Source organism: Chitinophaga agrisoli, from assembly GCF_008386695.1.
GTDB classification, from domain to species: Bacteria; Bacteroidota; Bacteroidia; order Chitinophagales; family Chitinophagaceae; genus Chitinophaga; species Chitinophaga agrisoli.
Window position 1 is genome coordinate 904440 of record NZ_VUOC01000004.1, and the last position, 17043, is coordinate 921482.

The 17043-nt window shown below is 51.3% G+C and carries 15 protein-coding genes; 6 read left to right on the forward strand and 9 right to left on the reverse strand.

The window, feature by feature from the left end; genetic code table 11:
* Positions 1-1170 carry an amidohydrolase family protein gene (locus tag F0L74_RS22705; protein ID WP_149840205.1) on the forward strand — a complete coding sequence of 390 codons (1170 nt, stop codon included), beginning with the start codon at positions 1-3 and terminating at the stop codon, positions 1168-1170.
* Positions 1167-2270: a glycosyltransferase family 4 protein gene (locus F0L74_RS22710; RefSeq protein ID WP_149840206.1), complete on the forward strand. Its 1104-nt coding sequence runs from the start codon at positions 1167-1169 to the stop codon at positions 2268-2270. The genes F0L74_RS22705 and F0L74_RS22710 overlap by 4 nt, the downstream gene beginning before the upstream one ends.
* Here the strand turns inward: F0L74_RS22710 and F0L74_RS22715 are convergent, their stop codons facing one another.
* The 8 genes from F0L74_RS22715 to F0L74_RS22750 all read right to left on the reverse strand — a co-directional run bounded on the left by F0L74_RS22715 (position 2271) and on the right by F0L74_RS22750 (position 9766).
* Positions 2271-3347, reverse strand: a complete 1077-nt coding sequence (locus tag F0L74_RS22715) for a glycosyltransferase (protein ID WP_149840207.1) — start codon at positions 3345-3347, stop codon at positions 2271-2273.
* Positions 3331-5016, reverse strand: a complete 1686-nt coding sequence (locus tag F0L74_RS22720; RefSeq protein ID WP_149840208.1) for an ATP-binding cassette domain-containing protein — start codon at positions 5014-5016, stop codon at positions 3331-3333. Before F0L74_RS22720 ends, F0L74_RS22715 begins: the two co-directional genes overlap by 17 nt.
* 11 nt (positions 5017-5027) lie before the next feature.
* Positions 5028-5747, reverse strand: coding sequence for a sugar transferase (locus F0L74_RS22725; RefSeq protein WP_188316120.1), 720 nt, complete (start codon positions 5745-5747; stop codon positions 5028-5030).
* A 112-nt stretch (positions 5748-5859) separates the two neighbouring features.
* Complete coding sequence (locus tag F0L74_RS22730; RefSeq protein WP_246197790.1) at positions 5860-6885, reverse strand: LLM class flavin-dependent oxidoreductase; 1026 nt, start codon at positions 6883-6885, stop codon at positions 5860-5862.
* A 174-nt stretch (positions 6886-7059) separates the two neighbouring features.
* Positions 7060-7797, reverse strand: coding sequence for a carboxypeptidase-like regulatory domain-containing protein (locus F0L74_RS22735; RefSeq protein WP_149840210.1), 738 nt, complete (start codon positions 7795-7797; stop codon positions 7060-7062).
* 59 nt (positions 7798-7856) lie between these two features.
* Positions 7857-8432 carry a hypothetical protein gene (locus F0L74_RS22740; RefSeq protein WP_149840211.1) on the reverse strand — a complete coding sequence of 192 codons (576 nt, stop codon included), beginning with the start codon at positions 8430-8432 and terminating at the stop codon, positions 7857-7859.
* A 136-nt stretch (positions 8433-8568) separates the two neighbouring features.
* Entirely contained in the window at positions 8569-9192 is a 624-nt protein-coding gene (locus F0L74_RS22745; protein ID WP_149840212.1) for a hypothetical protein, read from the reverse strand.
* 64 nt (positions 9193-9256) lie between these two features.
* Positions 9257-9766, reverse strand: coding sequence for a DinB family protein (locus F0L74_RS22750; RefSeq protein WP_149840213.1), 510 nt, complete (start codon positions 9764-9766; stop codon positions 9257-9259).
* Positions 9767-9817: 51 nt separating this feature from the next.
* Between F0L74_RS22750 and bla the strand changes: the two genes are divergently transcribed.
* Positions 9818-10696 carry a class A beta-lactamase gene (bla, locus tag F0L74_RS22755; protein WP_149840214.1) on the forward strand — a complete coding sequence of 293 codons (879 nt, stop codon included), beginning with the start codon at positions 9818-9820 and terminating at the stop codon, positions 10694-10696.
* An 8-nt stretch (positions 10697-10704) separates the two neighbouring features.
* Here bla and F0L74_RS22760 read toward each other — a convergent pair whose 3' ends face one another.
* Positions 10705-11298 carry an HD domain-containing protein gene (locus tag F0L74_RS22760; protein WP_149840215.1) on the reverse strand — a complete coding sequence of 198 codons (594 nt, stop codon included), beginning with the start codon at positions 11296-11298 and terminating at the stop codon, positions 10705-10707.
* 266 nt (positions 11299-11564) lie between these two features.
* Between F0L74_RS22760 and F0L74_RS22765 the strand changes: the two genes are divergently transcribed.
* Genes F0L74_RS22765 through F0L74_RS22775 form a run of 3 tightly spaced genes read left to right on the forward strand, consistent with a single transcriptional unit; the run spans position 11565 to position 17031 of the window.
* On the forward strand, positions 11565-12296 hold the full coding sequence (locus tag F0L74_RS22765; protein ID WP_149840216.1) for an ImuA family protein: 732 nt from the start codon (positions 11565-11567) through the stop codon (positions 12294-12296).
* A gap of 2 nt (positions 12297-12298) precedes the next feature.
* The gene (locus F0L74_RS22770) at positions 12299-13804 is read left to right on the forward strand and encodes a Y-family DNA polymerase (protein ID WP_149840217.1); all 1506 of its coding nucleotides are present in this window, start codon (positions 12299-12301) and stop codon (positions 13802-13804) included.
* Between the two features lie 14 nt (positions 13805-13818).
* The gene (locus F0L74_RS22775; RefSeq protein ID WP_149840218.1) at positions 13819-17031 is read left to right on the forward strand and encodes an error-prone DNA polymerase; all 3213 of its coding nucleotides are present in this window, start codon (positions 13819-13821) and stop codon (positions 17029-17031) included.
* Positions 17032-17043 lie beyond the last annotated feature (12 nt).

Genomic DNA, 17043 nt, shown 5'->3' on the forward strand with positions numbered 1-17043 from the left:
ATGATCCTGCAACAACTTATACCAGCAGATAAAGGCCGGGGGGAGCCGGTGAATGTGCGCATCAGCAGCGGCACCATATCCGCCGTATCTGCTGCGCCCATACTGCCGGGTGTTACCGGGCCCCTACGCCTTCATTTTGAGGATGCGCTGGTATTTCCGGGCCTGATCAATTCCCATGACCACCTGGACTTTAACCTGTTTCCCCAGCTGGGCAGCCAGTTTTACCGCAGTTATACAGAATGGGGCAAACATATCCATACACATCATAAAGAAGAGATAGCCCGGGTGCTGAAAGTACCGTTAGTCCTGCGGGAACAATGGGGCGTACTCAAAAACCTGGTATGCGGCGTTACCACGGTGGTGAACCACGGCGCGCCGGTAACACTGCAGGAGCGGCTGATCAGTATTAACGAGCACTATCATTGCCTGCACTCCATACAGTTTGAGCAGCAGTGGAAGCTAAAGCTCAATAACCCGGCAAAACTGGGCCGCCCGGTAGTGATACATGTAGGCGAGGGCACCAATGAAGCCGCCAGCCAGGAGATAGACCAGCTTACCCGCTGGAACCTGCTGGGCAAACCGCTCATCGGCGTACATGCCGTAGCCATGTCTGAAGCCCAGGCCCGTAAATTTGAGGCCATTGTATGGTGCCCGCAATCCAACTATTTCCTGCTGGATGAAACCGCCCCGGTAGATCAGCTGCAGAAACATACCCGGGTGCTTTTTGGCACTGACTCAACCCTTACCAGCCACTGGGATATATGGGAGCATATCCGTACCGCGCGCGCCACCGGGCTGCTGGCAGATATGGAACTGTACCAGACCCTTAACGCCAACCCCGCCGCCATATGGAGAACACAGAACGACCGTATACAACCGGGCTATAAGGCAGACCTGGTAGTGAGCAAACGCAAAGACCCGGAAAGCGGCATAGCCTCTTTTTTCGCCAACGGACCGGAAGACCTGTTACTGGTGGTGCACCAGGGCAACATACGCCTGTTTGATGAAAGCCTGCTGCCGCAATTGAACACCATGGACCTGGCCGGCTTTAGCAGGATACATATTAACGGCGCCCGTAAATATGTACAGGCGGATGTACCGGCGCTGATCAGGAACATACGGCACTATTACCCGGAAGCCCCCTTCCCATTTACCGCAGATGAGCCATGAAGTTTGTATTCGCCAGTTATATCACCATACCAGATTTTAACGAGCCGGAGGCCTGGTTACACCGCATACGCGCCTATGCCGGTATACACGCGGCTTTAAGCAGGGAACATGAAGTAGTTTGCGTGGAACAGATCAACTACGAAGGCGTACATATGAAAAATGGCGCACAGTATCATTTCCTGCGGCTGCCATCCGCCCAGAAATTCTTTCCCAAACAGCTGCACCGTTTTATAAAGGAGCAGTTGCCGGATGTAGTGGTCATCCATAGCCTGTATTATCCCCTGCAGGTAATGCAGCTGCGCCGTTACCTGGGCGATAAGGTAAAGATCATTATCCAGCACCATGCGGAGCAGCCGTATACCGGCCTTAAGAAATACCTGCAGCGCCGCGCAGATAACGCGGTAGACGCTTACCTGTTTGCCTCCCGGGAAATGGGGCTGGATTGGATCCGCAGGGGCAACCTGGGCAACCCGGATAAGATCAACGAGGTAATGGAGCTCTCCTCCGTATTTTACCCGATAGATAAAACAGCGGCCCTAACCCGGACAAAAGCCGGCGGAGCACCGGTATACCTCTGGGTGGGCCGTTTAAATGATAATAAAGACCCCTTGAATGTAGTACGGGCCTTTCTGCAATTTGCCGCCCATCAGCCGGCGGCAAAGCTGTATATGATCTACCATACTACAGAGTTGTTAGGCGAGATCCAACAGCTGCTGCACAACCATCCGCAGCAACATGCCATTGTGCTTACAGGGCAGGTACCGCATGATGCGTTGTTATACTGGTATAACAGTGCGGACTATATTATTTCCGGCTCTTATTACGAAGGCAGCGGTACGGCTATCTGTGAGGCCATGTCCTGCGGTTGTATACCCATAGTGACCAATATCCCCTCTTTCCGGATGATGACGGATCATGGCCGTTGCGGCTTTTTGTATGAAGCAGGGAATGAGGAGGCTTTATTACAGGTTCTGCAACAAACCATCTCATTGGATAGCGCGGCTAAAAAGCAGTTATGCCTGGATTTTTTCCGCACCCATCTTTCCTTCCAGGCCATTGCCCGGCGGATGCAGGAGATCGCAGGGGGGCTGGTTAAATAATTATAAATGGGGAAGCATTCCCGGGTCAAACAGGCGGATAATAGCGCGGGCAGTATCCTGCACCCGGTAAGGTACAAAGGAAGGATAGGCAGTTGGCTGCTGCCGCAGCATGTCTTTTAAGAGGGCCTGCATATGCGCCTGGTCAGTGGCAATGCTCCAGTTGGGGATATTAGCTTCCATGGGGCGTATAAAACTTAGCACCCTGGCGCCCGCGCATAAAGCTTCCAGGCAAACGGTGGAGAAACCTTCGTAGTTGGATGGGTGCAGAAAGATCTTTGCCTGCTGCATCAGGCGCAATACATCCGCATGGGGGCGCTCGCCTATTAACGATACATTATCCGTTATACCCAGCTCCTTTACTTTAGCGCGCAGGTGTTCCATTTCCGGCCCGTCCCCACATATAACAGTTCTGAGATGCGGGTGGCTATCCCGCAGGGCCTTTATCAGCTCCAGGAAAATATGATATTGTTTTAAAGGGATCAGCGATCCCGCTCCCAGTATATCAATATCCTTTTCGACTGCCGCCGCATCAAACAAGGCTGTATTTACGCCTACGGGGATCACATGCTGCGGTAATACCCCATAGTTACCATGCAGGTTGCGGGCTACAAAGTCAGAGATAGCCACCAGCGATGCGCCATCCGGTTTGATGCGATGAAAGAAGCGGTTACCGGCTTTAGCATCCTGTCCTAATAACCAGCAGTAATGCTGCAGGCCATGTCTTTTGGCAAAGATCTCCGCTACAAAGGCGCTCTTATCCAGCCAAAAGCTAAGCAGGCCTGCCACCTTGTGTTTTCTCCTGATCTGCCGGAGGCGGCGCCACACGCGCAGCATTACCAGCGCCCGGTAAGGCCTGCTGCTTTTCTCCGTACCAAAGGAAATCACCTGTACGCCATGCCAATCGTAGGTGCGGGAAAAGAAAGGGTATTGCAGCGTTAACACAATCACATGCAGTTCCGGGCTCACTTCCTTCAAGGCCTTTACAAATACCTGCTGTGGCGGGATACAGGTGCTGTCCGCCTCATCTGCCGGAAAACCGGGACTGATGATCACCAGGGTTTTACGCGTATTGCTCATTGTCCAGTAGTATCGTTTTGTTACAGTAAGCCAGGCTGGCTTTGTTATGCGTAATAAACAGGATCATCTTGCCTTCCTGCGCCAGATGGGCCAGTTGGGTAAGGATAACGCTTTCTGCCGCTTCGTCCATTTCGCTGAAGGGCTCATCGAGTATCAGCAGGTCAAAATCATGGTACAAAGCCCTGGCCAGGGCAATACGCTGACGCTGGCCACCGCTGATATTTTTGCCGTTCTCTGTGATCTGTTTATCCAGCCCTTCCGGGTACTGGTGCAGCATTTTATCTATGCCACATAAAGAGAGCGCTGTTTGCAACCGGTGAAGATCATAGGCCCCGTCTGTAAGCACCACGTTCCTGAGTACGGAATCATTGATAAAAAAAGGCTGCTGTTTTACATAAGAGATACGGGGCCAGTACTGCTGCCGTGCGGCTGCGCCGGTAATAGCATCGTTTATGCAGATAGCGCCCTGCTGCTGTTCCAAAAAGCCCAATATTAAATGAATGAGGGTGGTCTTACCCCTGCCGGAGCGGCCTGAAATGCCGGCAAAATCGCCAGGGGCTAACGTAAAGCTGCAGTTATGCAGGATCCGGTGGCGGTCATACCGGAAGGAGACATTATCAAAGCGCAGGGAGCGGATATGCTCATGTGCTGATGTGTCAATGTGCTGATGTGCTGCCTGTGACATATGGAATGCCGGCAAAAGATCGTCCAGCACAAACGCGTACGTCTTTATCTGGCCAGTGCTGTTCAGGATCTTCACAATACCAGGAATGATCTTATAAGCACCGGCCACAAATACACCTATAGATAACAGATCAATGTACGGCGTATTCACCATCCATTGATGGATAGCCACCAGGATCAGGAACCCCAATATGGCAAATACTTCTATCAACCGCGCGGGCAGCTCCTGCAAACTATGTTGTATGCCAATATTATGGTTCAGCCGCTGCTGGTAAGTAGCATAACGGTCTATAAAAAAAGGATGTTTGTTATAGATATTACTTTCTATAAAACCAGATAAGGATTCTTGCAGGTACTGGATGGTCTTTTCGCTGGTACGTTTATTACTGGCGCGCACCTGCCTTAGCTGTTTCCGGATCAGGCCTCCCAGCAGCACCACCGGCAGTAATAACAACGCAAACAGCAACAGGAACAATACCGGGTGATAGAACAGGATAGCCGTAATGGTACAGGCGATCAGCATTAGCTGGGATACCACCTGCTGCACATTGGTGAGTATATAGGTGCTGAACTCAATAGGCTGCTGGCTGATCTTACGGATCAGCACAGAAGAATCCGTATGTATAAAATGGGTATAATCATCCCGCATATAATTCCAGAGATTGCGGCGGGATAAGCGGGAAGCTACCTGGTGAAAAAAGGTATGCTGCCAGGCAGAGATCCGGTAGCCCAGCCAGTTCTTCACGCTAAACAGCAGAAAGAAAACCAGGAGCAGCAGCAGGGGGTTGTTATCAGTAAAAAGCCGGAGTAGCAGCGGGTAATCAGGCGCCGCCTTTTTTGTATAGAAATTGATCACCAGTAACAGCCCGCCCAGGAACAGGATATCCAGCACGCTTATAACAAAGGCCCATGCAATAAGCTTGCACAGCCGGACCTTCTCTTGCTGATCCAGGATACGCAGGATGGCTGATACCAGGTATTTCAACGTTTAAATAATTAGCTTTTTTTATTGTAGATCATCACAATGGTCTTCATCATGATCTTAATATCCATGCCTAATGACCAGTGATTGATATAATACAGATCAAATTTCAGCTTCTGTTCTATCTCCTGCAGGCGGGCAGCAGGCCCGTAATACCCCAGGGATTGCGCCAGGCCGGTAATGCCTGGTTTTACAAAATGCCGGTCGTTATAGTAATTGAATAATATATTGTATTTGATGTTCTCTGCCACCATATGCGGCCGGGGGCCTATCACAGACATATCTCCCCAAAGCACGTTCAGGAACTGGGGCAGCTCATCCAGGTGGCTGATCCGCAGAAAATTGCCCAATGCGGTGATGCGTTTATCATTAAAAGTGGCCGTCATGGTATCCGCCTCCGGGTTCACCACCATGGTACGTAGCTTAATGCAGGCAAAGCGGCCGCCTTTCTGTTTATTGCGCTGTTGGAGAAAGAATACCGGTCCCCGGGAATCCAGTTTGATGAGCAGGGCCAGAATGGGCAATAGCCATGAAAGCAGGCATACGATGACCAGCAGGGATATGGTGATATCAAAAAGACGTTTGAGGATTATATTATGAGGCCTGGCGAGCGGCGAGCACCTGATAGCGGTAATAAGACCGGCAGGCGCCGCCCTGATAGCGGTTGGCAGCTGTTGGTCATTGTTCCCGGCATAGGTGAAAGGGTGGCTCGCTTTTAACAGTTCGTTGCTCATTAAATATGCTTTTACCGTAAACATTCACAACGTTATACGGGTATATTGCATATTTAGTTGCCTGTCTTTGCGAGGAAAAGTTAAGCAGGCCGCGGGTGAGTGGTATATGATCTTATTTATTTACTAATGGCTTCAGTTTTGTCCCTATCAGCTCAATGGATCGCATCAGCTTCTCATGCGAGAGGGAGGCCGTATCCATCTGGAAAGTAAGCCGGGAAATACCACCCAGCGCTTCTGCATGGCGCAGGATCTTTTCCGCGATCTCCTCTACCCCACCTATCAGCAGGGCGCCGCCGGGCCCCATCTGGGAATCAAAACGGGCGCGGGTCATGGGCGGCCAGCCCCGCTCTTTGCCTACATTGGTCATGGCGGTGGCATAACCGGGGTAAAACTCTTCGACTGCCTCTTCGTGGGTATTGGCAATATATCCCAGGGAGTGCAGGCCTACCGTGAGCTTTTCCGGCGCATGCCCGGCCTTTCTGCCGGCCTCGCGGTACAGGTCTACCAACGGGCGGAAACGGTGCGTTTCGCCGCCAATAATAGCTACCATCAATGGCAGCCCCAGTATGCCCGCGCGCACAAACGATTCCGGGGTGCCGCCTACGCCTACCCATATAGGCAGGGAGGGCTGCAAAGGTCTTGGATATACCGGCTGGTCCCGGAGAGCCGGCCGGAACTTGCCGGACCAGGTCACAAACTCATTATCGCGGATCTTTAGTAAAAGCTTCAGCTTTTCTTCAAAAAGGGCGTCGTAATCATTTACGTTGTAACCAAATAAAGGGAAGGCGTCCACAAAGGAGCCACGGCCCACCACCATCTCTGCCCGGCCCTGGGAAATAAGGTCCAGGGTGGCAAAATGCTGGAAGGCCCTTACCGGGTCTATAGCGCTCAGCACTGTTACGGCGCTGGTAAGTTTTATCTGTTTGGTGCGGGCGGCCGCAGCGGCCAGTATCATAGTAGGGGCAGAATCCAGGAAGCCCTTGCGGTGGTGCTCTCCAATGCCAAATACATCCAGCCCGGAGCGGTCTGCATGCTCCATTCTTTCCAGTAACTGGGCCATAGCGTCTTTATCCTGTAAAGTAGTGCTGGCGTTTTCATCAAACCGGGCGGCGAAACTATCTATTCCTATTTCCATCATATTCACTGTCTTTATTAATGGAAGCAAAGGTAACAGGTAATTCCTGCATGGCATGCCGGGAGGCGGTTACCTATAGGTAAGTGAAGTTAATGTGTCAATGTGCTAATATGCTAATGTGCTGATGATAAAGCGGATGGCCCCACATTAGCACATTAGCACATCAGCACATTAATTCTAGCGCCGCGGATGTTCAATATTCCACTGCTCGGCAAAATACCTGCCGGCGTCCTTTATATATTGATAGTAGGCGTATTCGTTCTCAAAATGTTGCAGCATCATATAATTGGGCCGGTACATGCGCATAAAGGCATCCAGCGCGGGCGATTCCAGGCCGGTGATCTTTTGCACCAGGTCCTTATTAAAGCGGTGATCTACATACTTCTCCTGCTCATAACGTTCCAGCCGCCCGCGGAATACTTCCATCCGTTTGATCTTCCGCAGGCTGAAAAGCGCGTCCAGGTTTACGCCGGCGCCGCCATTACCGGACATCAGGTACTCCGGCGCAAGATCGAAGTATTTCCGGTATTCATTACGGTGCTGCAGGGAGTCAAAAGAGTAGCTGAGGGGTGGCGCGGATACCGTTACCGTAGGTAAGGTATGCACATCCACATGCAAGCTTACATCATAAGCGCGGCGGGCATTGATCTCTTTTACAGGAAATTTCTGGGTGGCCTTTCCCTGGTAGGAAAAGCTCAGGGAATCCTTAGTCCCCAGCTGAATGGTGTACCGTCCGGCGGAATCCGTGACCGTACCGCCACCGGCGCTGTTTAATACGCTTACGCCGGATATGCCTATTTTGGCTGTCCGGTCATATACGGTGCCGGAAATCCGCACCTGTGCGCAGACAGTCAGGCAACACAGGAGCAATACCGGTAAGACGGCTATCTTTTTTAAGAAACGAGGGATTCCCATTTCGCCTCAATCTAGGGCAGTCTAAAAATATAAACAAGTGCCCGTCAAATATTAACATTTCATTTCATCTTTCGGCTGATCTTATCCTGGGTGGTGGCCAGCAGGCTAATGGCCTGTCCCAGGCGGTCGTATGCCACACTACCATCCAGGGCCATATCCTTCTTACTTACTTCCAGTCCGGCCAGGAAAGCCTCCAGGTAAGAAAGGTACTGGGCGCCCTCGCTGTTCAGTACGTTGTAGATCTGGTCGTTCAGGCGGTCGCCTTCTGCCCGTAACTCGTTATTGGTGAGGTCCGTAACACTGCGCATCTGCCTTATTACTTCGCCCATCTGCGTTTTTAGCAGCTCCAGGTTATCCGCGTCTTTTTTGCCGGGGGCTATATTCTTACGGAAAATACTATCGGAAAGACGTTTCCTGGAATTCATATAAATGGCAAGGTCCCGCCGGAGGGCTTCGAAATTACGGGTCAGCTCCTCTCCTTTTTCACGGGTGTAATATTTATCCACATCTGTGTTGAGGTGTTTGGTCCAGTTGAGCAGGCTCATAGACACATCTACCACGGGCAAAGACTGGCCAGCGGCTTGGGCAGCAAAAAACAGACAGGTGCAGAGGGTTACTATACGGCGCAGGATCATCGTTGTTTTTTGGGGATGAAAATAAGGAATTTATGGGATGAGCAGTGCTATTACGGAAACGCAGTCTGTATAATAACTGTTTTATGGGGCGGATCGTATTTGATCCGCCTCTTTTTAGCCATTGTGCCGCTTAATATCAATGTATAATAACAGTATAATAGGAACATCTTTTCAAACAGGGGTATACGTCAGTATCATCTTTTCCACGTTTTAACCCATGATAAATACAATAAAGATCCAGGCTCTCGACGCCATGGTTCTTTAAAAAGGCCCTGGCAGACAAAGGTTTGTGCTCAGCTTCCTCGTATTCCTTTCTTACATCGCGCAACAAGCTCATAAAGTCATTCCCTAGAAAGCCTCTTAAACGGTAGCTTTTGCCATTATCTGTATTCACACATAACACATATCCCTCACAATTGCCCGTAGGTGTAAGCATATAATCAGTCTCCCGCGTTTTGCCATAGACAATTGTACTATCACTCCAGCTTTTCTTATTCTCAATACCAGGAACTGATAAAAACACATATTCTTCCTCAAATCCTTGCGATCTGAGGGTATCGCATTTTATAAACATATTTTTCTGATAGGATGCGAACAGGGAGGCGTCTTTAGATGGAAAAACATTTTGCGTGCGATAATTCGCGTTGACATGCTCCATAAAGAACCAGCTTTTAAACAGGAAGATGCCATCGGTGGTCCTCTGGGAAAAAGCTGCCTGGCTGATCACCATACAGATGGTCAACAAAAACATTCTTATCATTATGGTCTTTTTAGGTATAGAAACTGCATCCCGCCACTTGTTAATAAAACTTTTACGCAATGTACTACCCACTTAACCCTTCCCTGATCCCCGCCAGATGATGATCATCATGCTCCGCTACAAAATAGGCATGATCAATTACCCGCATAGGCGTTTTTAACCGGGGATGTAACGCCGTATTCAATAATTGCGCATCCGTAAGGCTTGCCAGTTTTTGTACCAGCAGTAACCGCTGTTCCCGGAACCGTTGCAACAATGTTGTCGCCGGAGTGACATTATGATTGGCGTTATGAGTGATTTGATTCGTGAGATCTGCTGCCCGCAGCTCCGTAGCCTGCTGCAGAAAATCATCTAAACGGCCCAGCCATAGCGGCTCCATATCTGCCAGATGGCCTGCTTCTTCCTGCACGCTCCATTTATCACCGCGCTTTGCGATCAACAATGCAGGATCCGCAGAACGGAAGATCTCTTCCAGGCGGGCCGGTGTGCCGCTGAGGCGTTCAATGATGGCAGGTAATACGCCATTATCTTCCATAACAGGAAACTTTCTTTTGAACCATTCCATTCTTTGCATAAGGGTCTGAATTTACCATACTATATTACGTACAAATTCTTAACCCGATACATGAAAAGATCTTTTTTGCTACCCGGCCTCTTATTATGCACGCTGTTTGTATCCGCACAGCAATCATTAAACGCCCGTCTGCAACAAATTGCCGCCACCATAAAAGGTAAGGTAGGCGTAAGCGCCCTGCTGCTGGAAACCGGCCAAACGGCGGAGCTCAACGCACAGCAGCATTATCCTATGCAAAGCGTGTACAAGTTCCCTATTGCCCTGGCTATCCTGCAACAGGTAGATAAAGGGAAGCTGCAGCTAAACCAGCCGGTACAGATCGCAAAAGCGGAACTGATCCCCACCGGCCATAGCCCTATCCGTGACAATCACCCTGATGGCGTTACCATGCCGCTGCGCGAAGTACTGCGCTATAATGTAACGGAAAGCGATGGCACCGCCTGTGATGTATTATTGCGGCTGTTAGGCGGCACAAAGGCCACGCAAAAAGCCATAGAGGCCCTGGGCATAAAAGATATTGCCATTGCCACCACAGAAATGGTACAGGTATCAGATGAACTGGTGCAATACCGCAACTGGAGCACGCCCATTGCTATGACCCGGCTGCTGCGTATTTTTTATACAAAGGAGGTGTTATCCCCCGCCAGTAAAGCATTGTTGTTAAAAGATATGACAGAAACGCCGGTAGGGCCGCAACGGCTAAAAGGATTATTACCTAAGGGGATCACCGTAGCGCATAAGACCGGTACTTCCGGCACGGTTGATGGGCTTACCCGCGCTACCAATGATGCGGGTATTATTACATTGCCGGATGGCAGGCACCTGATCATTACGGTATATGTATCAGACGCCCATGGCACTACGGCGGAAAAAGAAGGGATCATTGCAAAAATGGCCAAAGCCTGTTATGATGAATGGGTGAAGGGCTGAAAACGCCCTCAGGCCGGCAGCCCCGCTTTTAACAACCGGATATTTTCCTCCTTCTGCTGACCTAACAAAGCGCGGCAATAAGCCGTATAAAAATTATGTCCCTCTATAAAACGGAGGGTGAACTGCCTTTTCCTGTTAAAGGTTGTTTGCAGCCGCAGCTCCAGCTCTTGCCATACCAGCGCATCCATTTTACGGAACTCCGGTGTGCCCAGGTGGTAGGTATCTGCATCACAGAGGATCATCTCTACCAGGGTGACCGGTTTTACGGGCATCCTGGTAGCCATGATGGCCTGTCCAATAACCTCTATGGCGCCTTCATCCACCCCTTTATCCCTGCAATAGGCTTGCATGATCTTTACGCCACGTTCTTCATGCGTGGCCATTTCGCCCCATAAATGCCCCGTATCATGGAACCAGGCGGCAGTCAGCAGTACAAACAACAACTCTTCCTCCACCATACAATGACCAGCTATTTCCTTTGCATGTTTTACCACCTGCTGCGTATGTGCAAGATTATGATACAGCAGCAGCGGATTGGCAAAAGTGGTAAATAACCCTTTCACGTAAGCACTCATATCTTTAAGCAATTCCTCTCTTTCCATAAGCTGACAGATGGTACCGCTATGGCGCCATTTACAAACATCCTATAAGATTCTGAAGTAATTCTAAAGTTGCGCCACCGTTAATGGATAAATATGTTAACAGCCTGAAAAAACTGTGCCTGATAATTTCGCTTATTTCGCGATGATAATCATCTACTTATACTACCTATGGTGATAATGCTATTGTTAAACGGTTGTTCAGCTAATAATTTTAGCATATAATTGCTAAAAATATTGGTTAATAACGATAGGAAACAATCCCACCCATGCCCGCTACGAAAAGAGAGATGATTGCTCAATTGCAAAAGGAACTGTTGCTGTTGCAGGGGTTCAAACCGCCTGCCGCCAACGCGGTCCAGATTGGCCTGGGGCCGGTGGAAACCGCTTTTCCTAATGCCGTCTTTCCTACAGGGGCCATTCATGAATTTATAAGTGATGCAGCAGAAGGCGTGGCCGCTACCGGCGGTTTTGTTGCCGGCCTGCTGGCGCCATTGATGCAACAGGGCAATGTTTGCCTCTGGATCAGCGCCTCCCGTACGCTTTTTCCCCCGGCTTTAAAAGCTTTTGGCGTAAGCCCTGATCAGGTACTTTTTATAGACCTGGCCCGGGAAAAGGATGTATTATGGGTGATGGAAGAAGCCCTGAAATGCGAGGGGCTGGCAGCGGTAGTGGGCGAAATAAAGGAGATAGACCTCACCGCATCCCGGCGGCTGCAGCTGGCTGCGGAACAAAGCAGGGTAACGGGTCTTATACTGCGGTATCAACCGCGCCGCCTCAGCACTATTGCGTGTGTGGCCCGCTGGAAAATTACGCCGCTGGCCAGCGAGCCAGGCAACGGTATGCCCGGCGTGGGTTTTCCCCGCTGGCAGGTAGCCTTACTAAAGGTACGTAATGGCCAACCCGGCGTATGGCAGCTGGAATGGTCTGCCGGCCGTTTCCTTTCCGTTACGCCGCACAGGATAGCGCCGCCGGTGGCGGAGATCCGCAAAATAGGATAAATATGCCCGCACGTTTTGTATCCATATGGTTCCGTCATTTACTCACGGATTGGCTCACCATCCGCCGGCCTGACCTGCAAGGCCAGGCTTTTGTGCTGGCAGCACCCGATCATGGGCGGCTGGTGATCACGGCGGCCAGCAAGGCCGTACTGTCACAGGGCATAAGCGAAGGCATGGTAGTAGCAGACGCCAGGGCCCTTATTCCCCAGCTACAGGTATTTAATGACCGCCCGGGATTGGCGGAGCAGCTGTTGCAAGCGCTCTGTAAATGGTGCATAAGGTATACGCCCATAGCCGCCGTAGATAAACCGGATGGCCTGGTGCTGGATGCAAGCGGCTGCGCGCATCTCTGGGGCGGGGAAAAACCTTACCTGGAAGCGATCGTGGCCCAGCTGAATGCTTTTGGTTATGATGTGCGGGTTGCTATGGCGGATACTGTTGGCGCAGCCTGGGCAGTGGCGCGGTTTGGCAATGGAGGGCAGGGTATTATCCCCTCCGGCCAGCAAACCGACGCCCTGCTCCCCCTCCCGCCCGCTGCCCTGCGCCTGGAGCCGGATACACTGGAGCGCCTGCAAAAGCTGGGCCTTTACCAGGTAAGCAGTTTTATCACCATGCCCCGCTCTGTACTACGCCGCCGTTTTGGAGCGGCATTGCTGCTACGGGTAGACCAGGCCAGCGGTTGGGAAGAAGAAGTGATACAGCCCCTGCTGCCTCCCCTGCCCTTCCAGGAACGCCTGCCCTGCCTGGAGCCTATCCTTACCCGCACAGGTATAGAGATTGCGCTTAAACGCCTGCTGGATACCCTCTGCGATCAGCTGCAACAAAAAGGCAAAGGATTGCGCAGCGCCGTATTTAAAGGCTACCGGGTAGATGGTAAGCTGGAACAGGTAGAGATAGGCACCCACCGCGCTACCCATAACGTACAGCACCTGTTCAAACTCTTTGAAGATAAGATCCCCACCATCAGACCTGCGCTGGGCATAGAGCTGTTCATACTGGAAGCGCCCAAGGTAGAAGACCTGGCGCCCCTGCAGGAATCGCTCTGGAGCGGCGGCTGCAGCCTGGAAAGTATAGGGCTGGCGGCGCTGGTAGACCGTATTACCAGTAAGCTGGGCGAACAGGTTATTCACCGTTACCTGCCGGAACAGTGTTACTGGCCGGAACGCTCTTTTAAACAAACAGACTCCCTGCTGGAGAAAGCCACCACAGAATGGCGCAACGATATTCCCCGCCCGGTACGGCTGTTACCTGAACCGGAGCCGGTAACCGTGAGCGCGCCCATACCAGATTACCCGCCTATGTTGTTCACCTACAAAGGACAGATACATTATATCAAACGGGCAGATGGCCCGGAGCGTATTGCGCGGGAATGGTGGGTAGAAGCAGGGCCGCACCGCGACTACTATACGGTAGAAGATCAGGAAGGCCGCCGGTACTGGCTTTTCAGATCAGGGCATTATGATGCGGATAACCCGCCCTGCTGGTTTATCCATGGTTTTTTTGCGTGAAAGAAATAAGGACAATGCACTACACAGAATTACAGGTCACTACTAATTTCAGCTTCCTGCGGGGCGCCTCTCACCCGGAGGAGCTGGTGGCGCAGGCGCAGCTGCTGGGCTATGAACGGATCGCTATTACAGACCGCAATACGTTAGCCGGCATTGTACGTGCCCATGCCGCAGCCAGAACAAACGGCGTGCGTATTATCCCCGCCTGCCGCCTGGACCTGCTGGATGGCCCCTCCCTGCTGGCCTACCCTACGGATAAAGCCGCCTATAGCCGCTTATCTGCCCTGTTAACCGTGGGCAATCTGCGGGCGGAGAAAGGGCAATGCCATCTGTATAAAGCAGATGTATACGCGCATGCGCAAGGGATCAAATTTGTGGTGGTACCGCCACCGGCGCTTACCGCCAGCTTTGGTTTTGAGCCGGCTTTTACGCAGGCATTACAGGAATACCGCAAGGCCTTTGGCGAACAGCTTTACCTGGCCGCCACCCGTACCTACCAGGGACATGACACTAAAAAGCTGTATGTACTGGCGCAACTCTCTGCCAGTTTTAACATTCCCCTCACCGCCACCAACGATGTATATTATCATGATCCCCAGCGGCGCGAGCTACAGGATGTGCTTACCTGCGTACGCGAGAAATGCACCATCCATAACGCCGGTTTCCGGCTGCATGCCAATGCGGAAAGACACCTGAAACCCATAGAGGAGATGCTGCGTTTATTCCGCCTGTACCCGGATGCCATCGCACGTACGCAGGAGATCGCCCATGCCTGCCAGTTCACCCTGGATAGCCTGGAATATGTATACCCGCAGGAGATCACCAGCGAAGGCCGCAGCCCGCAGGAGGAACTGGAGTTCCTCACGGAGCAGGGAGTTGCCGAACTGTTTCCCAATGGTATTTCGCAAAAAACACAGAATACCATCCGGAAGGAGCTGGATTTTATTAAAGAGAAGAACTACGCTTCGTACTTTCTCACCGTACATGATATTGTACGCTTTGCCCGCTCGCAGGATATTCTGTGCCAGGGCCGTGGCTCTGCCGCTAATTCTACCGTTTGTTACTGCCTGGGCATTACCTCCGTAAACCCGGAAGAGTTTGACCTGTTGTTTGAACGCTTTCTCTCCGCCGCGCGCGATGAGCCGCCGGATATTGATGTAGACTTTGAGCACGAGCGACGGGAGGAAGTGATCCAATACATCTATAAAAAGTACGGCCGTGACCGTGCGGCCATTGTGGCTACCGTTACACAACAGCATCAGAAAGGCGCTATCCGCGATGTGGGCAAGGTGATGGGATTATCTGTAGATACTATTAACCGCCTCTCCGCCTCCATCTGGGAGTTTACGGAAGAATGGTTTGACGAGCCGCGCATCCTTGAGCAGGGGTTAAATCCCAATGATCCCTTGCTACGGAAAGTATTACAGCTCACCTGGCAGATGATGGGCTTTCCACGCCAGCTGGGACAGCATACAGGCGGTTTTGTGATCACGCAGGGTAAACTGTCTGACCTATGTCCCATAATGAACGCCCGTATGGAAGACCGGACCTGTATTGAATGGAATAAGGATGATATTGACGCCCTGGGGTTCCTGAAGATAGACGTACTGGCGCTGGGTATGCTGACCTGTATCCGTAAGGCTTTTGACCTGGCAAAAGCGCATCATAACAAGCATTTTACGCTGGCTAATATCCCGCAGAAGGATGAAAAAGTATATGACATGATCAGTCATGCGGACACCATAGGCGTGTTCCAGATAGAAAGCCGCGCGCAACAGGCTATGTTGCCACGGTTAAGGCCAAGGAAGTTTTATGACCTGGTGATAGAAGTGGCCATTGTAAGACCCGGCCCTATACAGGGGGATATGGTGCATCCTTATTTGCGCCGGCGTAATAACGAGGAAGAGGTAACCTATCCTTCCAAAGCACTGGAAGAGATCCTGCATCGCACGTTAGGCGTACCCCTATTCCAGGAGCAGGCCATGAAGATCGCTATTGTAGCCGCCAACTTTACCCCTACGGAGGCAGATGAGCTGCGGCGCAGCATGGCTACCTTCAAAGCAGTAGGTAAGGTAAGCGGCTTTGAACGGAAACTGATTGACGGGATGACCGCTAATGGCTATACCCTGGAATTTGCCCAACGCATCTTTAAACAGATAGAAGGCTTTGGCAGCTATGGTTTCCCGGAAAGCCACGCCGTTAGCTTTGCTTTATTGGTATATGTATCTTCCTACCTGAAATGTCATTACCCGGATGTATTTGCCTGCGCACTGCTCAACAGTATGCCCATGGGCTTTTATCAACCGGCGCAGATCGTAAGCGACGCCAGGAAACATGATGTAATAGTAAGACCGGTGGATGTGAACCACTCTTACTGGGATAATACCCTGGAAGAAAAAGAAGGCCCCTATTGCGCATTACGCCTGGGTTTCCGCCAGGTAAAAGGTATAAAGGAAGATGACGTGCAGGCGCTGGTAACCGGCCGTACAAAGCCTTATAACACCATTACCGCCCTGCGGGATGCGGGTGTGCCACACAGCACCCTGGAAAAGCTGGCGGATGCAGACGCTTTCCGCTCACTGGGACTTGACAGAAGGCGGGCCTTATGGGAAGTAACCGCACTGCATGACCGCCCCATAGCGCTGTTTACCGGCACGCCATCAGAAAGCGCCCTGGAAACATCCGTAACATTACCGGAAATGTCTGCCGCAGAACATGTGGTACAGGATTATGCCACCACCTCCTTATCCCTGAAATCCCATCCGGTTAGTTTTGTACGGGAAAAATTGCAGCTGCTGCATATTGTATCTGCCAGTGATCTGGGTAATTTAAGTGATGGTATGCCCGTAAAGGTTGCCGGCCTGGTGCTAGTGCGCCAACGGCCGGGAACCGCCAGCGGCGTTTGTTTCATCACCATTGAAGATGAAACGGGCTGCGCCAACCTGGTGGTGTTTCAAAACCTGTTTGATAAATACCGGAAAGAGATCCTGCAATCCCGGTTATTAATGGTAGAAGGCACGCTGCAGCGCGAAGGCGAGGTGATACATGTTGTAGTGAAACACTGTCATAACCTAACCGGCATGTTGCGCCAGCTAACGGCCAGGAAACAGGAAGACCCTGCCGTGCTTACCCTTTCCCGTGCGGATGAAAGAAAGCCCTTTCCTCCCTCGCATAAACAACCGGCCGTACAGCAGGATGTATTTCACAAAGGACGGAACTTTAAATAAGGCGCACCTATC